Origin of the sequence: Anaerolinea thermophila UNI-1 (assembly GCF_000199675.1) — a bacterium.
GTDB classification, from domain to species: Bacteria; Chloroflexota; Anaerolineae; order Anaerolineales; family Anaerolineaceae; genus Anaerolinea; species Anaerolinea thermophila.
This window is the reverse complement of sequence record NC_014960.1, coordinates 508459-524260: the sequence shown is the minus strand read 5'-3', so window position 1 is coordinate 524260 and position 15802 is coordinate 508459. Positions and strand designations below refer to the sequence as shown.

The following is a 15802-nucleotide window of genomic DNA, read 5'->3' as shown; positions in this document are numbered from 1 at the left end:
AAGAGGATTAAGGATTACAAGATGTACAGGAAACAATGTGATTGGCAAAGGTCCAATTATCAAACACCCCACCATCATGATAAATAAAATGGCGAGCGTTAGCATAAACTACACGATTGATATAACCATTCCGGCTCATACAAAGAACATGGCGATACGTTGGAAGGGCGGAAACACTTTGATACCAGTTTGTCGTTTGACGTTTTCCCAGGTTTATACGTTGAATTTCAAAACCGGTGTTTTGGCAAACTGTCCAGCAACTAGAAGGATCTAATACCCGATATGAAGGTTGCGCTGAACCAATATTGTTATTAGTCCAGCTACATAATCCATGGCTTCCATCTCGATAATCACTTGCAGTTCCATTTTCTTCTATAGCAGTCTGGACTCCCCTGATATAAACTATCGCGTGCTTTGCGTCCGTGTTGGCATAGACAATTACCAAACCACACACGAGCGATAAAAAAATCGCCGTAATAAAAGATTTTGAGCATTTTGAAGGAAACCTGCTCATTCTGCTATCTCCTTCAAAATTTTTACAGCCGAGGCAATTCTGCGTTCAATTTCAGGATTACTCGGGAGAGTCTCAAAGAGCACCAGATCATCCGTAGAATTCAGGACAAAGGCACCATCTCTCTTCTCGTACAGGCTGAAGTGTGCCAGCACCCCCGAATCTACCAGAATCCCATACTGAATCAACGTGCCTTCAAATCCGGGAATCTGACTTATTTGTTCGGCTGTATTTTTCCCATAAGAGGCAACAAAGAGCGTTTTTCCCATCTCTCGCTCTTCCATCCACCCCCAAGTTTCCTTGTTAGAAGCGTATAATTCTTGAAGAAGCGCTGGAGCCTCATTCTGGTTAAAACGATATGGCTGGAAAGGCTGAGTCAGAGGCTCATCCTTGAATTCCACAAGCCCGGCTTTTGAAAGGTTGCCACAAATTTCCTCCGCACAAGCAATCTCCTGCAAAAGATTCCCCTGCAGGTCAGCACTGGTTTGCAAAATTTTCTCTACCACACCAACCTTATTGACGTACAACCACTCTTCCAGAACATGATAACCGTCCTTAGGATGGAGTGGATGCGGAGGATCGGGCGGTACCTGATAACCAACGTACACCCGATGCACCCAACCGGGGCCATGAAACGAGGGGATAGCCTCAATCCGTTCAAGGGCTTTTGCTAATTCTTGCCTGTCAACTGTTGGAGATTCTCGGGTCCAATCTACGGACAGATCTACATCGTCGGGGATAATATGTTCAACTAACGTGTATTGGACAAAATCCCGCGCCTGGTCTTTTTCAAGCGCAGAGGCGCGAACAATTTCCTGTTGAACAAGAAATACCAGAACTCCAAACAGAAGCAATGTTCCTATCCAGAAGTACCGTTTGTCGGACATACAGAATCCTTTCACAATATTCAGGGATAAACTTTGAAATCTTTAATGCGGTAATGTTTGGTAATAAACACTTTTGCCTATATTATAAAAAAAAAAATAATAGTTGTCAACATTTAAAAACTCTGATAGTGCAACACTATGGAGCCATTGCCGGGGCGCATTTTCAGTTTGCAATAATGTGAAAAACCTTAACAATTTCTTCACCCGCATTCGAATACTCTTTACCGGGTTATGGATATAATGGTGACAGAGACGGTCAAGAAAGGCAGGCACACATGCACGAACGCAAACTGGTTTCTCAAGCCAAAAAACACATCGCTCTGATTGCTCACGATGGCATGAAACAGGAACTGCTGGAATGGGTGGATTTCAACAAAGGCACACTCGCCCGCCATTTCCTGTATGCCACGGCTTCGACGGGAAAGTTAATCATGGAAAACACCGGCTTGCCCGTCAGCGTACTGGCAAGCGGGCCACTGGGCGGCGATTTGCAAATCGGCTCGGGAATCGTGGAAGGCAAGATTGACTTCCTGATCTTCTTCTGGGATCCGCTGGAGCCGCAACCCCACGACCCCGACGTGAAGGCGTTGTTGCGTGTGGCGGTGCTGTACAACATCCCCACCGCATCCAACCGCGCCACTGCCGATTACCTGATTTCTTCTCCGCTCATGGAAAGCCCCTACACGCGCATTCTGCCCGATTTCTCCCACAAGATTCACCGCGAAGTTTGAGAGAATCCGCCATGCTCATCCTGCGGATGTTTCTGGTTGGGTGGATTGTACTGGCGGGCGCCATCCTGCTGAATCTGCTGGCGGGTGCGCTCCATCTCGCCACGTGGTACACCTTCCTGCAAAGCGTCTCGGCGCAGGGGCTGACATCAGCCCTGCGCGCCTTGCGCTGGCAGGATGCAGTCTTCCTGTTCCTTGTCTATCCCCTGGGGCTGGGCGGGCTGGCGTGGGCAGGGGGTTGGCTGGCAAGGCAAATGGCGGGGTAGGAAAAGGCTGTATACAATTTCTGGAAAAGCGGTAAAAGAGTTGGAATAAAATAAACACAATAATGTTTACCACATTATATGGTTAGAGGCATAGAATTGAGAATCGGAATTAATGGTGACCAATAAATCAAATATAATGGGAGGTAAAAGATGAATCTTTCTGAATTTCAAATCAACTTGCCTTTTCCATTGTATTGTTATAATGGTGCTCAAGAGAATTTCACCCAAGAACTTGTGTGCTTCTTATGCATCGGTAGATAGTTATGTAGGTAAGGTAAAATATAAGTATGGCAGACTATAAATCCATCCAGTTAACAAATTTTGAAGTAGACAAAAAAGTTTTGGATATTGTTAATAACTGCTTATCACAACAACCTGATCCACGCCCATTTGTTGAAATAAATTCAATAGGATATGTGTTTTATTTCCACACATTAGATATCAAATTATTACAAAGAAACATTGAAATGCTCACCGCCCATGACTTGTTTTCTGCTAATAATCCTAGCTCTTCACGTAAAGCGGGAGAATTACTGCAAAAAATATATGAGGAGGTTAGCAAAATTGGAAGTTATGGTATCAGATCAGGAAAACGTCAATATGTTAATTTTGATATTGAAAGAAAAGTCCGTAACCGAAAAGCCAAAGAACAAAATAGGTCTCAGTATTACTATGCGCAGGACAATAACTTTTCAAAAATCAGCAATCAACTGCCACCTGAAATGACCAATCAAATTTTTTGTGGGGATAGTTTGGAAGTTCTGAAGAAGATACCTGACAACTCAATAGATCTAATTTTTACATCTCCACCATATAATTTTGGGCTTGAATATGAGAGGCAAGACGATGCGCATAAATGGGATCTATACTTTGAAAAATTATTTGCTATTTTCGATGAATGCATACGGGTTTTAAAATTTGGTGGGCGAATAGCAGTTAATATACAGCCTCTGTTTTCTGATTATATTCCATCGCATCATTTGATAAGCAACTTCTTTATAAGTAGACGTATGATATGGAAAGGCGAAATTCTGTGGGAAAAAAATAACTACAATTGCAAATATACTGCTTGGGGTTCCTGGAAAAGCCCGAGTAATCCTTACCTTAAGTACACTTGGGAATTCATCGAAATTTTTGCAAAAGGTACTCTAAAAAAAAGTGGAGACCCCAAAAATGCTGATATAACTTCTGATGAATTCAAAGAATGGGTAGTTGCAAAATGGAGTATTGCCCCAGAAAGAAAAATGAAAGAATTTGGTCACCCAGCCATGTTCCCAGAAAAACTAGCAGAGAGAGTTATTAAGCTCTTTTCTTTCGTCGGGGATATTGTATTAGATCCATTTAATGGTGTGGGAACAACAACTGCTGTTGCTCAGAAACTCGGGCGTAAATTTATCGGGATTGATATTTCACAAGAATATTGCGATATAGCCCAAAAACGCTTGAAAAACACTTTACTATAGGAGATAAGTATGTCCCACAAAATTGCAGAAATTCAAAATGCATACAATATCTTGGTTGGTAGTATCGATGAAAGAGCGCATGCTGATAACGAGGAAGGCAATAGGGCTTATGGGGGGGCAGTACGTTCAGCAAAAGGAATTCTTGTAGAAGGTATTGCCCAAAATTTGGTTAAAATTGCTTGGGAAGAACTAGGCGAGGACCCTAACAGATTAAGCTTTATTAGAGAAAATATCAAAATTCCTTTGAAGCCGGAATATCTAAGGCGAGTTCGTCCTGCTGAAGTAGCAGAATATATTAAAGCACATATTGAGCAATACTTTTATGGACATAAAACCGATGTTCACGTAAGTATTGATGGGCAATTTGTAATGGGAATTGAGTGCAAAGCATATACTGAAAATGCTATGTTAAAGCGGATTTTGGTTGATTTTACTTTGCTTAAAGAGGTTGTACCCAATCTAAAATGTGTTCTAATTCAATTAGAGAGTCAGTTAGGAGGTGACTATTCTCAACCCTTAAATAAAATTATCTATGGAAGTACCTCAACTCACACGCTTTTATCTTATTTTGATGTCGACTTAAATATCATTACTTTGTTGGAAGGTGAAAGAAAAGTAGATGAGCCAATCCATAAACAACCCTACTTCAAAGAAATGACTGAGCCTGCATTGAGAAAAGCAGTAGAAACATTAAAAGCACTTCTTTCCGATTTCCAATAGCACAAAAATTTTTGATGATCTACTACTCTTCGTATTTATGGTTAAAAACAGTATTTTCCTCTATCAAGAAAATGTTACAGTACTAACCACATGGTTTGGATGAAGAAATATCCCAAAAATCTGTAAAAGCCCGCCTTTCCTCAGATGCCAAAGCCCTGCCCCGTATTACGACGGGGCAGGGCTGACTTCAGCAAAAGAATCTCCCAGCACTTACAAGGCAAACAAATCCACAAACTCATGTACCGGCACAGATTCCAGCCTGCCCGGGTTGGCAAACAGCGCCTGAATAGCCGCCCCCTGCCGCGGGGAAAGGTGGCGCTGGAGACTGGCGCGGAACTTGGCTTCCAGCAGGGGCAGGGCTTCGGCTCGCCGGCGCCGATGCCCCAGCGGATACTCTACCGCTACCTGCGGGGTTGCCGTGCCGTCGCGGAAGAACACCTGCACGGCGTTGGCAATGGAACGCTTGTCCGGGTCCAGGTAATCGCGGCTGTACTGCGGATTTTCCACGCACACCATCTTCTCCCGCAGGGCGTCAATGTGCGGATCGGCGGCGCGCTCGTCCTCGTAGTCCTCGGCGGTCAGTCGTCCAAAGATCAAGCCGATGGCCGTCATGTACTGAATGCAGTGGTCTCGGTCGGCGGGGTTGCGCAACGGTCCTTTCTTATCAATGATGCGCAGGGCGGACTCGTGGGTGGTGATGACCACCTTCTCAATCTCGTCCAGGCGGTCTTTGACCAGCGGATGCAGTTGGAAAGCCGCTTCCACCGCCGTTTGCGCGTGAAATTCCGCCGGAAAGGATACTTTGAACAGCACGTTTTCCATAACGTAAGAGCCTAACGCCCGTCCCAGGCGGATGGGTTGCCCTTTGAAGAAAACGTCCTGAAAGCCCCAGGTGGGCGCGGTGAGCGCGCCGGGATAGCCCATCTCGCCCTTCAGCGCCATCAGCGCCAGGCGCACCCCCCGCGCGGTGGCATCACCCGCCGCCCAGGATTTGCGCGAGCCGGTGTTGGCGCCGTGACGGTACACCCGCAGACTGCCGCCATCCACCCAGGCATTGGAGACGGCATTCAGCACGTCCTCGTGCGTACCGCCCAGCAAGCCCGTCACCACCGCCGCACTTGCCACCCGCACCAGCAGTACGTGATCCAGACCTACGCGGTTGAAGGCATTTTCCAGCGCCAGCACCCCCTGAATCTCATGGGCTTTGATCATCGCCGTCAGCACATCACGCACCATCAGCGGACGCTTGCCCGCCGCCACCGCCTGACGCGAAAACCAGTCGGCACTCATCAGGATACCGCCCAAATTATCCGAAGGATGCCCCCACTCTGCCGCCAGCCAGGTATCGTTGAAGTCCAGCCAGCGAATCATTGCCCCCAGGTTAAACGCCGCCGTCACCGGGTCAAGTTGATAGGGTGTGCCGGGAACTTTTGCCCCGTTCAACACACTGATTCCCGGCACCACCGGGCCCAACAGTTTGGTGCAGGCAGGATACGACAGCGCTTCCAGCGCACAGCCCAGCGAGTCCATGAGGCACAGGCGCGCGGTGTGGTAGGCTTCGGAACTGTCAATCTGCGCGCGGGTGACGTAATCGGCTATCTCCACCATCAGCGGGTCAAACGTCCCGCGCTCTTGTCCATGCCCCCCGCTCATCTTCACCTCTTTTCAGCCGCGCTTCATGATAGGAACATACGCCCTTGGCTCGGGTCCAATATAATTCGCTGAGGGACGAATGATCTTGCCGTCCTCGCGCTGTTCGATGATATGCGCCGCCCACCCTGCAGTACGAGCCATCACAAATAACGGTGTGAACATAAAGGTGGGAATACCCATCATGTGATAAGTCACCGCGGCATACCAGTCCAGATTGGGGAAGAGGTTCTTTTCCTCCCACATCACCGCCTCGATGCGCTCGGCGATATCGCACATGCTCTCATCACCGAAATCCTTGCACAGAGTGCAGGAAAGTTCCTTAAGAATCTTCGCCCGCGGGTCGGAAATGGTATATACCGGATGCCCAAAGCCCAAAATGATGCCTTTTTCTTTAATGATGCGGCGCACGTCCCTCTCGGCTTCGTCGGGGGTGCGGTAACGCTCGATGATTTCCATTGCCCCTTCATTGGCGCCACCATGCTTGAAGCCCTTCAACGCACCAATGCCGCCGGTGATAGCCGAGTAGATATCTGAGCCGGTTCCAGCAATGACACGGGTGGTAAAAGTCGAAGCGTTAAACTCATGCTCGGCGTAGAGAATCAGGGTGATGTCCAGCGCGCGCTGATGCAAATCGCTGGCACGGCGTCCGTGCAGAAGGTGCAGGAAATGCCCGGCGATGGAGTCGTCATCGGTTTCTACTTCAATGCGCCGCCCGTGATGGGCATACTGATACCAGTAGAGCAGAATGGACGGCATAATTGCCAGCAGATGGTCGGCAATGTGGCGCGCGCCCTCGGCATTGTGATCCTCACGTTCGGGCAGAGTTGCCCCCAGCATGGAGACCCCCGTGCGCAGGACATCCATGGGATGCGCCGCCGCAGGAATCAACTCCAGCGCGGCTTTGACCGGCGCAGGCAAGCCCCGCAGACGTTTAAGTTTCAGACGGTAACGCTCCAGTTCCGATGCCAGAGGCAGTTTGCCATGCACCAGTAAGAAAGCCACCTCTTCAAAAGTGGAATGTTCGGCTAAATCGTTGATGTCATAGCCGCGGTAGCGCAGATCATTCCCTTCAAAGCCCACCCGGCAAATAGCCGTATTGCCCGCCGGCACCCCCGAAAGCGCCACCGATTTCTTTCGAGGCGTCTCCTGAACCACACTCATCTCAGCCATCTCCCTTCTCCTTTCCAAACAATTCATCCAGTTTTTGCTCGTAAGCGTAGTAATTCAGCACCTCATACAATTCAGCGCGGGTTTGCATCAGCGGGACCACCCTCCCCTGAGTGCCCTCCGCGCGGATGGTGCGGTACACTTCCAGCGCCGCCGCCGCCATGGCGCGGAACGCCGAAAGCGGGTACAGCGCCAGGCTCACCCCCGCCGCACGCAGTTCATCCAGCGTGTACAGCGGAGTTTTGCCAAACTCGGTCAGGTTTGCCAGCACCGGCACACCACAGGCTTGCACAAAAGCGGCATACTGGGGTAACTCGGTGACGGCTTCGGCGAAAATCATATCTGCTCCCGCCTCGACGTAGCGGCGGGCACGCTCCAGCGCCGCCTCCAGTCCCTCGTTGGCGAGGGCATCTGTGCGCGCCATGAGGACAAAATCCCGGTCAGTGCGCGCATCCACAGCGGCTTTAATGCGGTCGACCATCTCATCCGCCGAAACCAACTGCTTTCCCGGGCGGTGTCCGCAACGCTTTGCCTGCACCTGATCTTCAATATGCATACCTGCCGCCCCGGCTTTGATGAGCGAACGCACCGTGCGGGCAATGTTGAAAGCACTGCCAAAGCCGGTATCGGCATCCACCAGTAAAGGAAGGGAAGTGGCATCAGTAATACGGCGCACATCGGTAAGCACGTCGTCCAGGGTGGTGATGCCCAGGTCGGGCACGCCCAGCGATGCCGCCGCCACCCCACCACCGGACAGGTAGAGCGCGCGAAAACCTGCCCGCTCCGCCAGCAAGGCGGCATAAGCGTTAATGGCCCCTACCACCTGCAGGGGCTTTTCTTCCTCCAACGCCTGACGCAGACGCCTGCCCGCCGAGGATTGTTCTGCCATGCGCTCCCCTTCGTAATAAGATTTTTCAGGTAAATTGAGTCCTCTTACAATATAATCATACAATAAAACCGGTAAAACTCATAAAAAATTCCACCTCTTTTCTGTTGAGGTCATGCTTTCGGGTGAGGGCTTTCATCCGAAAAAGGGCTAATCCTGCTCATAAAACTGGCACAATTCCTGCAACGTATGCAGACAGGAAAAAAATTGCAATCGCATTGCGCTTGACGCACAAAATGCCTTATGCTACTATGATGAAGAATATTAAGATTAAAATATAGAAAAGTAAACCGGAATTTATCAGGATTGCCAGCGTTGTTTCTTTTTCCTGACAAGCACATCCGGTCACAGAAGGAGAACTGAGGTCATGAATAAGTCGCTTCGCTTTTTCTGGATGATGGTGCTTCTTGTTGTGCTGATACTGAGCACAGCCTGCACCTTGCGGGCATCCACCCCGCCAGCCCCCACACAGGAACAGGGGGTTCTCTTCCCTACTCCCACCTCCGTTGCCAACGCCGTACAAACTCAAACGGCGCAGGCTCAACCGCAGATTGCCACAGCCACTCCCCAGGTAGAAGCGCCCACACCCGTGCCTCAACAGGCAGAACAGCCCCAGCCCACCGCGCAGGCACCTCAGCCCCAGCCCATTCCCACGTTGGAGCGTCCTTCAACCTATACCTTGCAAAAGGGTGAATGGCCCATCTGCATTGCCCGCCGTTATGACCTGGACCTCAATGCCCTGTTCTCGCTCAACGGGCTGAACATGAATTCCCGTCCTGCGGTAGGCACCGTGCTGAAGATCCCCTCCAGCGGCAACTGGAACGAAGCGGCTTATGGTCCCCGCGCCTTGCGCAAGCACACCGATTACAAGGTAGCCGCGGGTGATACAGTCTACACGATTGCCTGTTACTTTGGCGATGTCTCGCCGGAAGCCATCCTTGCGGCTAACGGTTTGAACAGCCCCAATGACGTCAAACCGGGCATGACACTGAAGATTCCATAATTCCCTACCTTATCAGAATCAGCATGGAAGGCGGGGCTTTTACCCCGCCTCCTTTTCATTCTTTACAGGAGGTTTTCATGGCTTTTGAACGGCTCAACCGTACCATACTGCATACCGGGCGGGTATTTACCGTGGCTCAGCATACCCTGCGCCTGCCCAACGGCAAATCCCAAACCTACGATCTGGTAGAACACGAAGGGGCAGTGACCATCCTGCCGCTGGACGAGGCGGGAAATATCTGGTTTGTGCGCCAGTACCGACTGGGCGCAGAACGTTCTCTGCTGGAACTGCCTGCGGGTGTCCTGCATGCGGGAGAAGATCCACTGGAAGGGGCGGCACGGGAAGTGCGCGAAGAAATCGGTATGGCGGCAAGGACGTTGAAACGTCTGGGGGGCTTCTTCATGGCACCGGGATATTCCACCGAGTACATGCACGTGTTTTTAGCCACCGGCTTGACCCCCGCCCCGCTTCCTCAGGATGAAGACGAATTCATCGAACGGGTTTCTCTGCCGTTTCAAGAAGCGCTGGCGATGGCACAACGGGGAGAATTGGAGGACGGGAAGACGCTGGTGGCGCTCTTCCTGGCACTGCCCGAGTTAACGGGTGAGCATTTTGAATAACTGCCGGGTTTCCTCGCTAGGTAGCGCGTTGAACTCGCGTTTCAGCGCTGCCTGACAGGCTTCGTACTGACGCATCACCGCCGTGCGGTTGCCCATCGCGGCGTAGATGAGCATTGCCAGGCGGTGGGCTTCTTCCATGCAGGCATCTTCTTCCAGCAATTTCTGCACGGCATTCAGGGCTTCCTCATAGTGCTTGTGGCGAAACTCCAAATTTGCCAGTTGTAACAGCCCCTGCAGGTATTTTCCGCGCAGTTTCTGACGGCGGAGATGCGCCCAACTGCCCTCTACATCGGGCAGGTATGCCCCCCGGTACAGGCGGATGGCTTGCTGGTAATGCGCAATAGTCTTTTCCAGGTCGTCACTGGTCTCTGCCAGTTCAATTTCCTTCAGGAAGATTTCGGCATCTTCCTCGTAATCCAGCGCGCGATTAAAACGGTAAATATCCCCTTCCCACAGGATGGCTTCTTTGCCTACCGCCCGCCGCAAGCGGTAGATGGCATTCTTAAAGCGATAGTTCAGGTCTTCAGGTTCAGAGTCGGGCCAGAGGATTTCACCGATTTGCTCTTTAGAAAGCCCTTCGGGGGAGGCTACCAGCAGTAAGAACAATTCTCGTGAGGTCTTGGTCACCCAGGCAGAATTGGGAACCAGCCGACCGTTCAGGCGAATCTGCACCTTTCCCAGCGTTTGAATGGAAAGTTTGGGAGGACCCAGCGGCACCGTCTGCAGGTGACGGCGCAAGGCTTGTTTAAGCAGAGGAATACGTCTCTCAAATGCACTGATGGCTTCCTGTAATTCCAAAACCATCCCAGAACATTCGCTTTCACGCATGGCAGCCAGCACATGACGAATCTGTAAGGCGCAGAGTGTGGCGGTGTGATTCAAATCGGCATCCTGCAAGGCTTCATGAAGGGTACTCAGTTCCCGGCAGGCCGTGTACGTGTCTTTCAGGAGATAAGCCATTCCGGCAACCAGGCAGGTGGCATGCAGGGAATCTGTACGCCGGCTGGCATCTTCCAAAACCTTCCGCGCCCGACGCAGTTCTGCCAGGACAGTTTCAGAAGGATGATGGTGTAAAGCCAGGTGTGCCTGCGCCAGGGTAAACAATTGTTGCTGATAGGGCGAAGCCCCCTCTCCCATCAAAGAACGAGCGAGTTCCAATTCCCGCCGGGCTTGCGTCCAGTTCTGTTCCAGGATAGAAAGGCTGGCTTCCAGAAGGTTTAAGTAAAAGAGCAGGAAGCGGTCATCAATCTGAGAGGCAACCGCGCGCGCCCGCTGACACGCCTGGCGCGCCTCTGCCGTAGCGTTTAAGTCGCGGTACAGTTCGGCAATTCCGGCAAGCCCATAGGCTTCCAGACGATTGTACCCAGCAAGATGGGCGTACTGCACCACCTTCTCAAACGCCAGCGCCGCGCCTTCGTAATCTCCCCGATACTGCTTGAGCACCCCCAGGTTGTTCAACACATTGGCTTGCCAGATGAGGTTCTGATTTTTCTGGTAGTGTTGCAGGGCTTCGTGGTAAAAGCGCTCGGCATCCCCAAAGCACCCCATGGCACGCGCCACCATCCCCCGATGCATGGCGTTCTTCGCCGCGCTCTCGGCATCGCGGTTTTTACGGAAGAGGTCTGCCGCTTGCTCCAGAACGTTGAGGGCATCCTGTGGATGCCCCAGGTAAAAATTCGCCAGTCCCAGTTCATTCAAAGCATCCCCACGCAGGGACGCTTCCCCCTCGCTCCCACTCATCACCTCAAGCGCCTGGCGGGTATCTTCCATCGCGGCAAGGTAGTTTCCCTGCAAGCGCAAAGCCGTTGCCCGGCGCACCAGCGTCCGCGCCAATCCCGGTTTATCCTCGCTGTTCTGATAAGCCACAATCGCCCGATCGAGCAGTTGAATGCCCTGAGGAGTGTTCCCACGGGTGACATACACCGTCCCCAGTGAGGACAAAATGGCGGGACGATTGCGGTATGTTTCCGGCAGGGCTTCCAGCCATTCCCCGAGGGTTTGAATGTTCCCGCGGGCAATTAAATCAGTAGCGGCGCGCTCCACCAGGTAAGCAATCCATTCTTCCTGCCCCAGACGGCGATAAACGGCGTACGCCCGCTCCCACTCGCCGCGCTTTGCCCAAACCTCAGCCAGCGTGAGAAGAATCTGCTGAGTACGTTCAGGGTACAAACGGGCAATGCGGGCTTGCAAAAAGTCGCGGAAGAGATGATGGTAACGCAGGAAAATCCGATCTGTACCCACCGGTTGAATAAAGAGGTTGGCACGCAGGGCTTGTTCCATCCACGCCTGCCAGGACATGCCTTCGGGTGGCTCACCCAGTACTTCCTGGCACAGTTCGGCATCAAACTCTTCCAGCAGGGAAGTGTGCAGAAGAAATTCCTGCATCTGCGGCGGCTGGCGCTCCAGCACCTGTTGCGCCAGATATTCGTACAATCCCACCCCCGCAACCCTTGCCCCGCGCAGACGTTCCTCCCGCCTGCCCCCCGGCGCCTGATGACTGAGCAGGATGCCGGTAATCCAGCCCTCGGTATCGCGCGCCAGTTGTGCGGCTTCCTGCTCAGAGAGGGGAATCTGAAAGTTTCTGAGCCACAGTTGCTGAATTTCCGCCGGTTGAAAGGCTAATTCCTCAAAAGAAAGCCCCCCTACCTGCGAACGCGCCACCAGCAAGGGCATATCCGGCAGATTGAGCAGGGTACGCGAGGAAATAATGAAATGACAGTTCTCATCCACCCGCTGAATCAGGTCGTTCAAGAACTGCACCACCGCACGGCTTTCTTCGATGAGATGATAATCATCCAGAATCAGGAAGAAGTGTTCGGGGGTGTGTTCGTAGAGGTCATTGGCAATCATGGAAACCAGCGCCTCGTCCTGCAGGCTACCGGCACTCCACCCCTGCAAGGCGGCTAAACTGGCAATCCCAAAAGCGGGGAAATTCTGCCGAATGGAAGCAATCAGATGCGCCACCAATCTGGGCAGAGTCTGATCGAGCAAATCCAGCCCCAGCCAGCATACCGGCATACGCGATTGAGTGGCATAATCCACCAGCAGGGAAGTTTTTCCATATCCCGCCGGCGCTGCCACAATAATCAGGCGTAAATCGCTCCATTGCTTCAACAAATCCAGCAAACGCGGGCGCGAGAGAATCTCCTCGCGGCGGCGGGGAACAAAGATTTTGGTCGCCGTGATGGGAAAATGCTGTTCCATGATTGGGGAATCCCTGCGGACAGAATACCAATTTATTATAAATCACAATCCTGTGATTACCATTTTTTAAGGGAGTGCTTTCCAGGGCAAAACAGAAGGACTGATTGGGAAATATATTCTCAATCAGCCCAATCATCTGCAGAAATATTTCTCACCGCAGTAAAAATGGAAGGAAAGATTTTCCCTCATAGTAAGGGCAAAAAACTGCGATCGAGCCGGTTGTGGTCGTGCTATCGGCAAGAGAGGCTACCACCTGAATGGTATAACTCTGTCCAAAATCCGGATCTCCGCTGGCGTTTTTGCCTCCACAGGAAACCACAAATCCTGAGCCGAACATGTTCCCCACTACATAGCCGCTGTTCTCAAAAAAACCGCCCGTGTTTGCCCGCAGTTTGCCGTTGACAAACACCTGCAGGCGCGAAAAGGAACTGCCGCTCCCTACCGCCGAGATACTGCGCATGCGAATATAGCAGGTGCCGCTGTCCAGCGACGATTGCATGCAAACCGGGTTTTGAATTTGCAGGGAAATGGAGGACGATTGCGCAGAACTCTGGCTGGGGGGAAGAACAAGCAAAGCCAGCAAAGCCAGTCCTAAAAGAGCCAGTCTTAATGCATGCATGGCGCCTCCCGTTTTCATGGCACGTATGCCGGGCAGGCTACACTGAAGAAGTTTGCTCCTAATTGAGTATCTGTATTACCAATCGCCTGGATGACTATGGCGTAGGATTTTCCAAAATCGTTTCCTAAACCGCTTTCATTGGGCAAACCGCAGGGCACTTTAAATCCCTGCGGCACCATGGAGTAGGCATAGGTGATGCTGTTTTCGAAAAATTTTCCACTGTAGTACCGCATCTTTCCATCGATGGAATATTTCAGGTACTTAAGTAGCGGAGCATTCGTACCATCATCGTTTGCCTGAGTATAGCGAAAATTGATAATGCATTCGTTCCGAGAGACATCCGGCTGATAGCAATAGGGATTACTGGTAATGATAAAGCCGGTCAAGGCTTGCGGCGAGACGCTATCCAGCGAACGGGTGTTGCCGTCAAGAGTTTCGCTTTGGGGTGAGGGCGGCGTCTCGCCCTTCTGTGCTTGTGCCGCATTCCATGAGAAAATCAGGGTAATCATCAGCAAAGCAATCAAAAGCATGGTTTTAATAGGGGGTTTCATGGTTTTTCTTCCTTTCAGAGAATGATTCGGGAAAAAATCAGGGAGGTTCCCTAAAATAAAATGATCTTTCTTCCTGTGTTCACCTCCATCAGAAATATATATACTATTTTACTTGCAAATATATTTAATGTATTTTTCTAAATAAAGTAAATTATATCGCATGCATTTGTTCTTGTGATGAATATCTATGAAAAATATGACAAAAAACACAAAAACAATTCAAATAAATATGGTAAAAACGGGTTAAATTATCCAATTTTAAAGGACACACCATGAGCGAACTGATTAACAACCGCCAGCAACGCATCGAAATCATGAAATCGCTGATTCGCCAATTGCATCACGGTTCCAGCGAAGAACAGGTCAAACACCAGTTGGAAACCATGCTCGCAGAAGCCGATTACAGCGATGTCTTCCTGATGGAAATGCAATTGATTCAGGAAGGCATCCCTGCCGAAAGTATTCAGCAGTTGTGCGATACGCATACCCATGTCCTCAAAAAGTTCCTCGACCTGCAGGAAACTCCCGAAACCATCCCCGGACACCCGGTGCATACCTTTATTCAGGAAAACCGCGAGTTGACCCGCACTACCGCGCGGGTACGCCTGTTGATACGCATGCTGGATAAAATGAGGGATGAGGATGATGCATCATCGCTCATGATGCAGATTCATCAAGCACTGAACGACCTGATGGATGTAGATAAGCACTATAAGCGCAAAGAATATCTGCTCTTTCCCATTTTTGAACGCAACAACTTGCCAGGTCCGCCTACGGTGATGTGGGGAAAGCATGATGAGGTACGCCAGGCATTACGCACCACCCTCGAAGGTTTACATGAGGTGAGTCAGATTATCGCCTCAGAAGCACGGGCGTTCTGCACTTTTGCCGTAGAACCTTTGCTCCAAGCCATTGACGAAATGATTTACAAGGAAGAAAAAATCCTCTTCCCCACTGCGCTCAACCTGCTGACCGAACAGGAATGGTACGATATTTACCTGCAAAGCGATGAATACGGGTACTGCCTGTACGCACCCGAGTTTGAGTGGATTCCCGAAGGCGGCGTCCAACAACCGGAAGAGCGTCCAGCCGCGCATAATGGGCGTATTCAAATGCCCACCGGCAGTTTGAGCCTGAACGAATTGATTGGTTTGTTCACCACTCTGCCTTTTGACGTAACCTTCGTGGACAGGGACGATGTGGTGCGCTACTTCAGCCCCGGTAAAGAGCGCATCTTCAGCCGTTCGCGGGCAGTGCTGGGACGAAAAGTGCAGTACTGCCACCCGCCCAAGAGTGTGCACATCGTCAATCAGATTCTCAAAGACTTCAAAGCCGGAAAACAGGACGTTGCCCGTTTCTGGATCAACCTGCATGGGAAGATGGTGTATATCTGCTATTATGCGGTGCGCGATAAAGAAGGGCAGTATCTGGGCACACTGGAAGTCACTCAGGATATTACCGAGATCCAGCAGTTAAGCGGCGAACGGCGCCTGTTGATGTACGATACTCCCCATTCAAACTAAT

Annotated in this window: 15 protein-coding genes; 7 read left to right on the top strand and 8 right to left on the bottom strand. The window is 50.9% G+C overall.

The window, feature by feature from the left end:
• Window positions 1-7: 7 nt before the first annotated feature.
• Window positions 8-514 carry a hypothetical protein gene (locus ANT_RS17250; protein WP_155817973.1) on the bottom strand — a complete coding sequence of 169 codons (507 nt, stop codon included), beginning with the start codon at window positions 512-514 and terminating at the stop codon, window positions 8-10.
• Complete coding sequence (locus ANT_RS02420) at window positions 511-1398, bottom strand: hypothetical protein (protein WP_013558917.1); 888 nt, start codon at window positions 1396-1398, stop codon at window positions 511-513. The genes ANT_RS17250 and ANT_RS02420 overlap by 4 nt, the downstream gene beginning before the upstream one ends.
• A gap of 275 nt (window positions 1399-1673) precedes the next feature.
• Between ANT_RS02420 and ANT_RS02415 the strand changes: the two genes are divergently transcribed.
• The 4 genes from ANT_RS02415 (at window position 1674) to ANT_RS02400 (ending at window position 4575) form a co-directional block, all read left to right on the top strand.
• Entirely contained in the window at window positions 1674-2129 is a 456-nt protein-coding gene (locus tag ANT_RS02415) for a methylglyoxal synthase (protein WP_013558916.1), read from the top strand.
• Window positions 2130-2140: 11 nt separating this feature from the next.
• Complete coding sequence (locus ANT_RS02410; RefSeq protein WP_013558915.1) at window positions 2141-2392, top strand: DUF7672 family protein; 252 nt, start codon at window positions 2141-2143, stop codon at window positions 2390-2392.
• 287 nt (window positions 2393-2679) lie between these two features.
• Complete coding sequence (locus ANT_RS02405) at window positions 2680-3855, top strand: DNA-methyltransferase (protein WP_013558914.1); 1176 nt, start codon at window positions 2680-2682, stop codon at window positions 3853-3855.
• 9 nt (window positions 3856-3864) lie between these two features.
• The gene (locus ANT_RS02400; RefSeq protein WP_013558913.1) at window positions 3865-4575 is read left to right on the top strand and encodes a hypothetical protein; all 711 of its coding nucleotides are present in this window, start codon (window positions 3865-3867) and stop codon (window positions 4573-4575) included.
• 210 nt (window positions 4576-4785) lie between these two features.
• Here ANT_RS02400 and ANT_RS02395 read toward each other — a convergent pair whose 3' ends face one another.
• Genes ANT_RS02395 through prpB form a run of 3 tightly spaced genes read right to left on the bottom strand, consistent with a single transcriptional unit; the run spans window position 4786 to window position 8284 of the window.
• Entirely contained in the window at window positions 4786-6228 is a 1443-nt protein-coding gene (locus ANT_RS02395; RefSeq protein WP_041454525.1) for a bifunctional 2-methylcitrate dehydratase/aconitate hydratase, read from the bottom strand.
• A gap of 12 nt (window positions 6229-6240) precedes the next feature.
• Window positions 6241-7398, bottom strand: coding sequence for a bifunctional 2-methylcitrate synthase/citrate synthase (prpC, locus tag ANT_RS02390; RefSeq protein WP_013558911.1), 1158 nt, complete (start codon window positions 7396-7398; stop codon window positions 6241-6243).
• Window positions 7391-8284 (bottom strand): methylisocitrate lyase, encoded by an 894-nt coding sequence (gene prpB, locus ANT_RS02385; RefSeq protein ID WP_013558910.1) that lies wholly within the window; start codon window positions 8282-8284, stop codon window positions 7391-7393. Before prpB ends, prpC begins: the two co-directional genes overlap by 8 nt.
• A 364-nt stretch (window positions 8285-8648) precedes the next feature.
• Between prpB and ANT_RS02380 the strand changes: the two genes are divergently transcribed.
• Both ANT_RS02380 and ANT_RS02375 read left to right on the top strand, forming a co-directional pair.
• Window positions 8649-9284, top strand: a complete 636-nt coding sequence (locus ANT_RS02380) for a LysM peptidoglycan-binding domain-containing protein (RefSeq protein ID WP_013558909.1) — start codon at window positions 8649-8651, stop codon at window positions 9282-9284.
• 77 nt (window positions 9285-9361) lie between these two features.
• Window positions 9362-9904: an NUDIX hydrolase gene (locus ANT_RS02375; RefSeq protein WP_013558908.1), complete on the top strand. Its 543-nt coding sequence runs from the start codon at window positions 9362-9364 to the stop codon at window positions 9902-9904.
• Here the strand turns inward: ANT_RS02375 and ANT_RS02370 are convergent.
• The 3 genes from ANT_RS02370 to ANT_RS02360 all read right to left on the bottom strand — a co-directional run bounded on the left by ANT_RS02370 (window position 9881) and on the right by ANT_RS02360 (window position 14278).
• On the bottom strand, window positions 9881-13108 hold the full coding sequence (locus ANT_RS02370; RefSeq protein ID WP_013558907.1) for a winged helix-turn-helix domain-containing protein: 3228 nt from the start codon (window positions 13106-13108) through the stop codon (window positions 9881-9883). The two genes, ANT_RS02375 and ANT_RS02370, sit on opposite strands and share 24 nt — an antisense overlap.
• A 151-nt stretch (window positions 13109-13259) precedes the next feature.
• Window positions 13260-13727, bottom strand: coding sequence for a hypothetical protein (locus ANT_RS02365; RefSeq protein WP_041454523.1), 468 nt, complete (start codon window positions 13725-13727; stop codon window positions 13260-13262).
• 14 nt (window positions 13728-13741) lie between these two features.
• Complete coding sequence (locus tag ANT_RS02360) at window positions 13742-14278, bottom strand: hypothetical protein (RefSeq protein WP_013558905.1); 537 nt, start codon at window positions 14276-14278, stop codon at window positions 13742-13744.
• Window positions 14279-14550: 272 nt separating this feature from the next.
• Here ANT_RS02360 and ANT_RS02355 point away from each other — a divergent pair, with 272 nt between their 5' ends.
• Window positions 14551-15801: a DUF438 domain-containing protein gene (locus ANT_RS02355; protein WP_013558904.1), complete on the top strand. Its 1251-nt coding sequence runs from the start codon at window positions 14551-14553 to the stop codon at window positions 15799-15801.
• Window position 15802 lies beyond the last annotated feature (1 nt).

What these genes read in the sequence shown, in the direction of transcription:
- ANT_RS02360 (WP_013558905.1), bottom strand. Translation starts at nt 14,278, where the DNA reads ATGAAACCCCCTATTAAAACCATGCTTTTGATTGCTTTGCTGATGATT.
- ANT_RS02420 (WP_013558917.1), bottom strand. Translation starts at nt 1,398, where the DNA reads ATGTCCGACAAACGGTACTTCTGGATAGGAACATTGCTTCTGTTTGGA.
- ANT_RS17250 (WP_155817973.1), bottom strand. Translation starts at nt 514, where the DNA reads ATGAGCAGGTTTCCTTCAAAATGCTCAAAATCTTTTATTACGGCGATT.
- ANT_RS02395 (WP_041454525.1), bottom strand. Translation starts at nt 6,228, where the DNA reads ATGAGCGGGGGGCATGGACAAGAGCGCGGGACGTTTGACCCGCTGATG.
- ANT_RS02400 (WP_013558913.1), top strand. Translation starts at nt 3,865, where the DNA reads ATGTCCCACAAAATTGCAGAAATTCAAAATGCATACAATATCTTGGTT.
- ANT_RS02410 (WP_013558915.1), top strand. Translation starts at nt 2,141, where the DNA reads ATGCTCATCCTGCGGATGTTTCTGGTTGGGTGGATTGTACTGGCGGGC.
- ANT_RS02370 (WP_013558907.1), bottom strand. Translation starts at nt 13,108, where the DNA reads ATGGAACAGCATTTTCCCATCACGGCGACCAAAATCTTTGTTCCCCGC.
- prpB (WP_013558910.1), bottom strand. Translation starts at nt 8,284, where the DNA reads ATGGCAGAACAATCCTCGGCGGGCAGGCGTCTGCGTCAGGCGTTGGAG.
- prpC (WP_013558911.1), bottom strand. Translation starts at nt 7,398, where the DNA reads ATGGCTGAGATGAGTGTGGTTCAGGAGACGCCTCGAAAGAAATCGGTG.
- ANT_RS02355 (WP_013558904.1), top strand. Translation starts at nt 14,551, where the DNA reads ATGAGCGAACTGATTAACAACCGCCAGCAACGCATCGAAATCATGAAA.
- ANT_RS02380 (WP_013558909.1), top strand. Translation starts at nt 8,649, where the DNA reads ATGAATAAGTCGCTTCGCTTTTTCTGGATGATGGTGCTTCTTGTTGTG.
- ANT_RS02405 (WP_013558914.1), top strand. Translation starts at nt 2,680, where the DNA reads ATGGCAGACTATAAATCCATCCAGTTAACAAATTTTGAAGTAGACAAA.
- ANT_RS02375 (WP_013558908.1), top strand. Translation starts at nt 9,362, where the DNA reads ATGGCTTTTGAACGGCTCAACCGTACCATACTGCATACCGGGCGGGTA.
- ANT_RS02365 (WP_041454523.1), bottom strand. Translation starts at nt 13,727, where the DNA reads ATGCATGCATTAAGACTGGCTCTTTTAGGACTGGCTTTGCTGGCTTTG.
- ANT_RS02415 (WP_013558916.1), top strand. Translation starts at nt 1,674, where the DNA reads ATGCACGAACGCAAACTGGTTTCTCAAGCCAAAAAACACATCGCTCTG.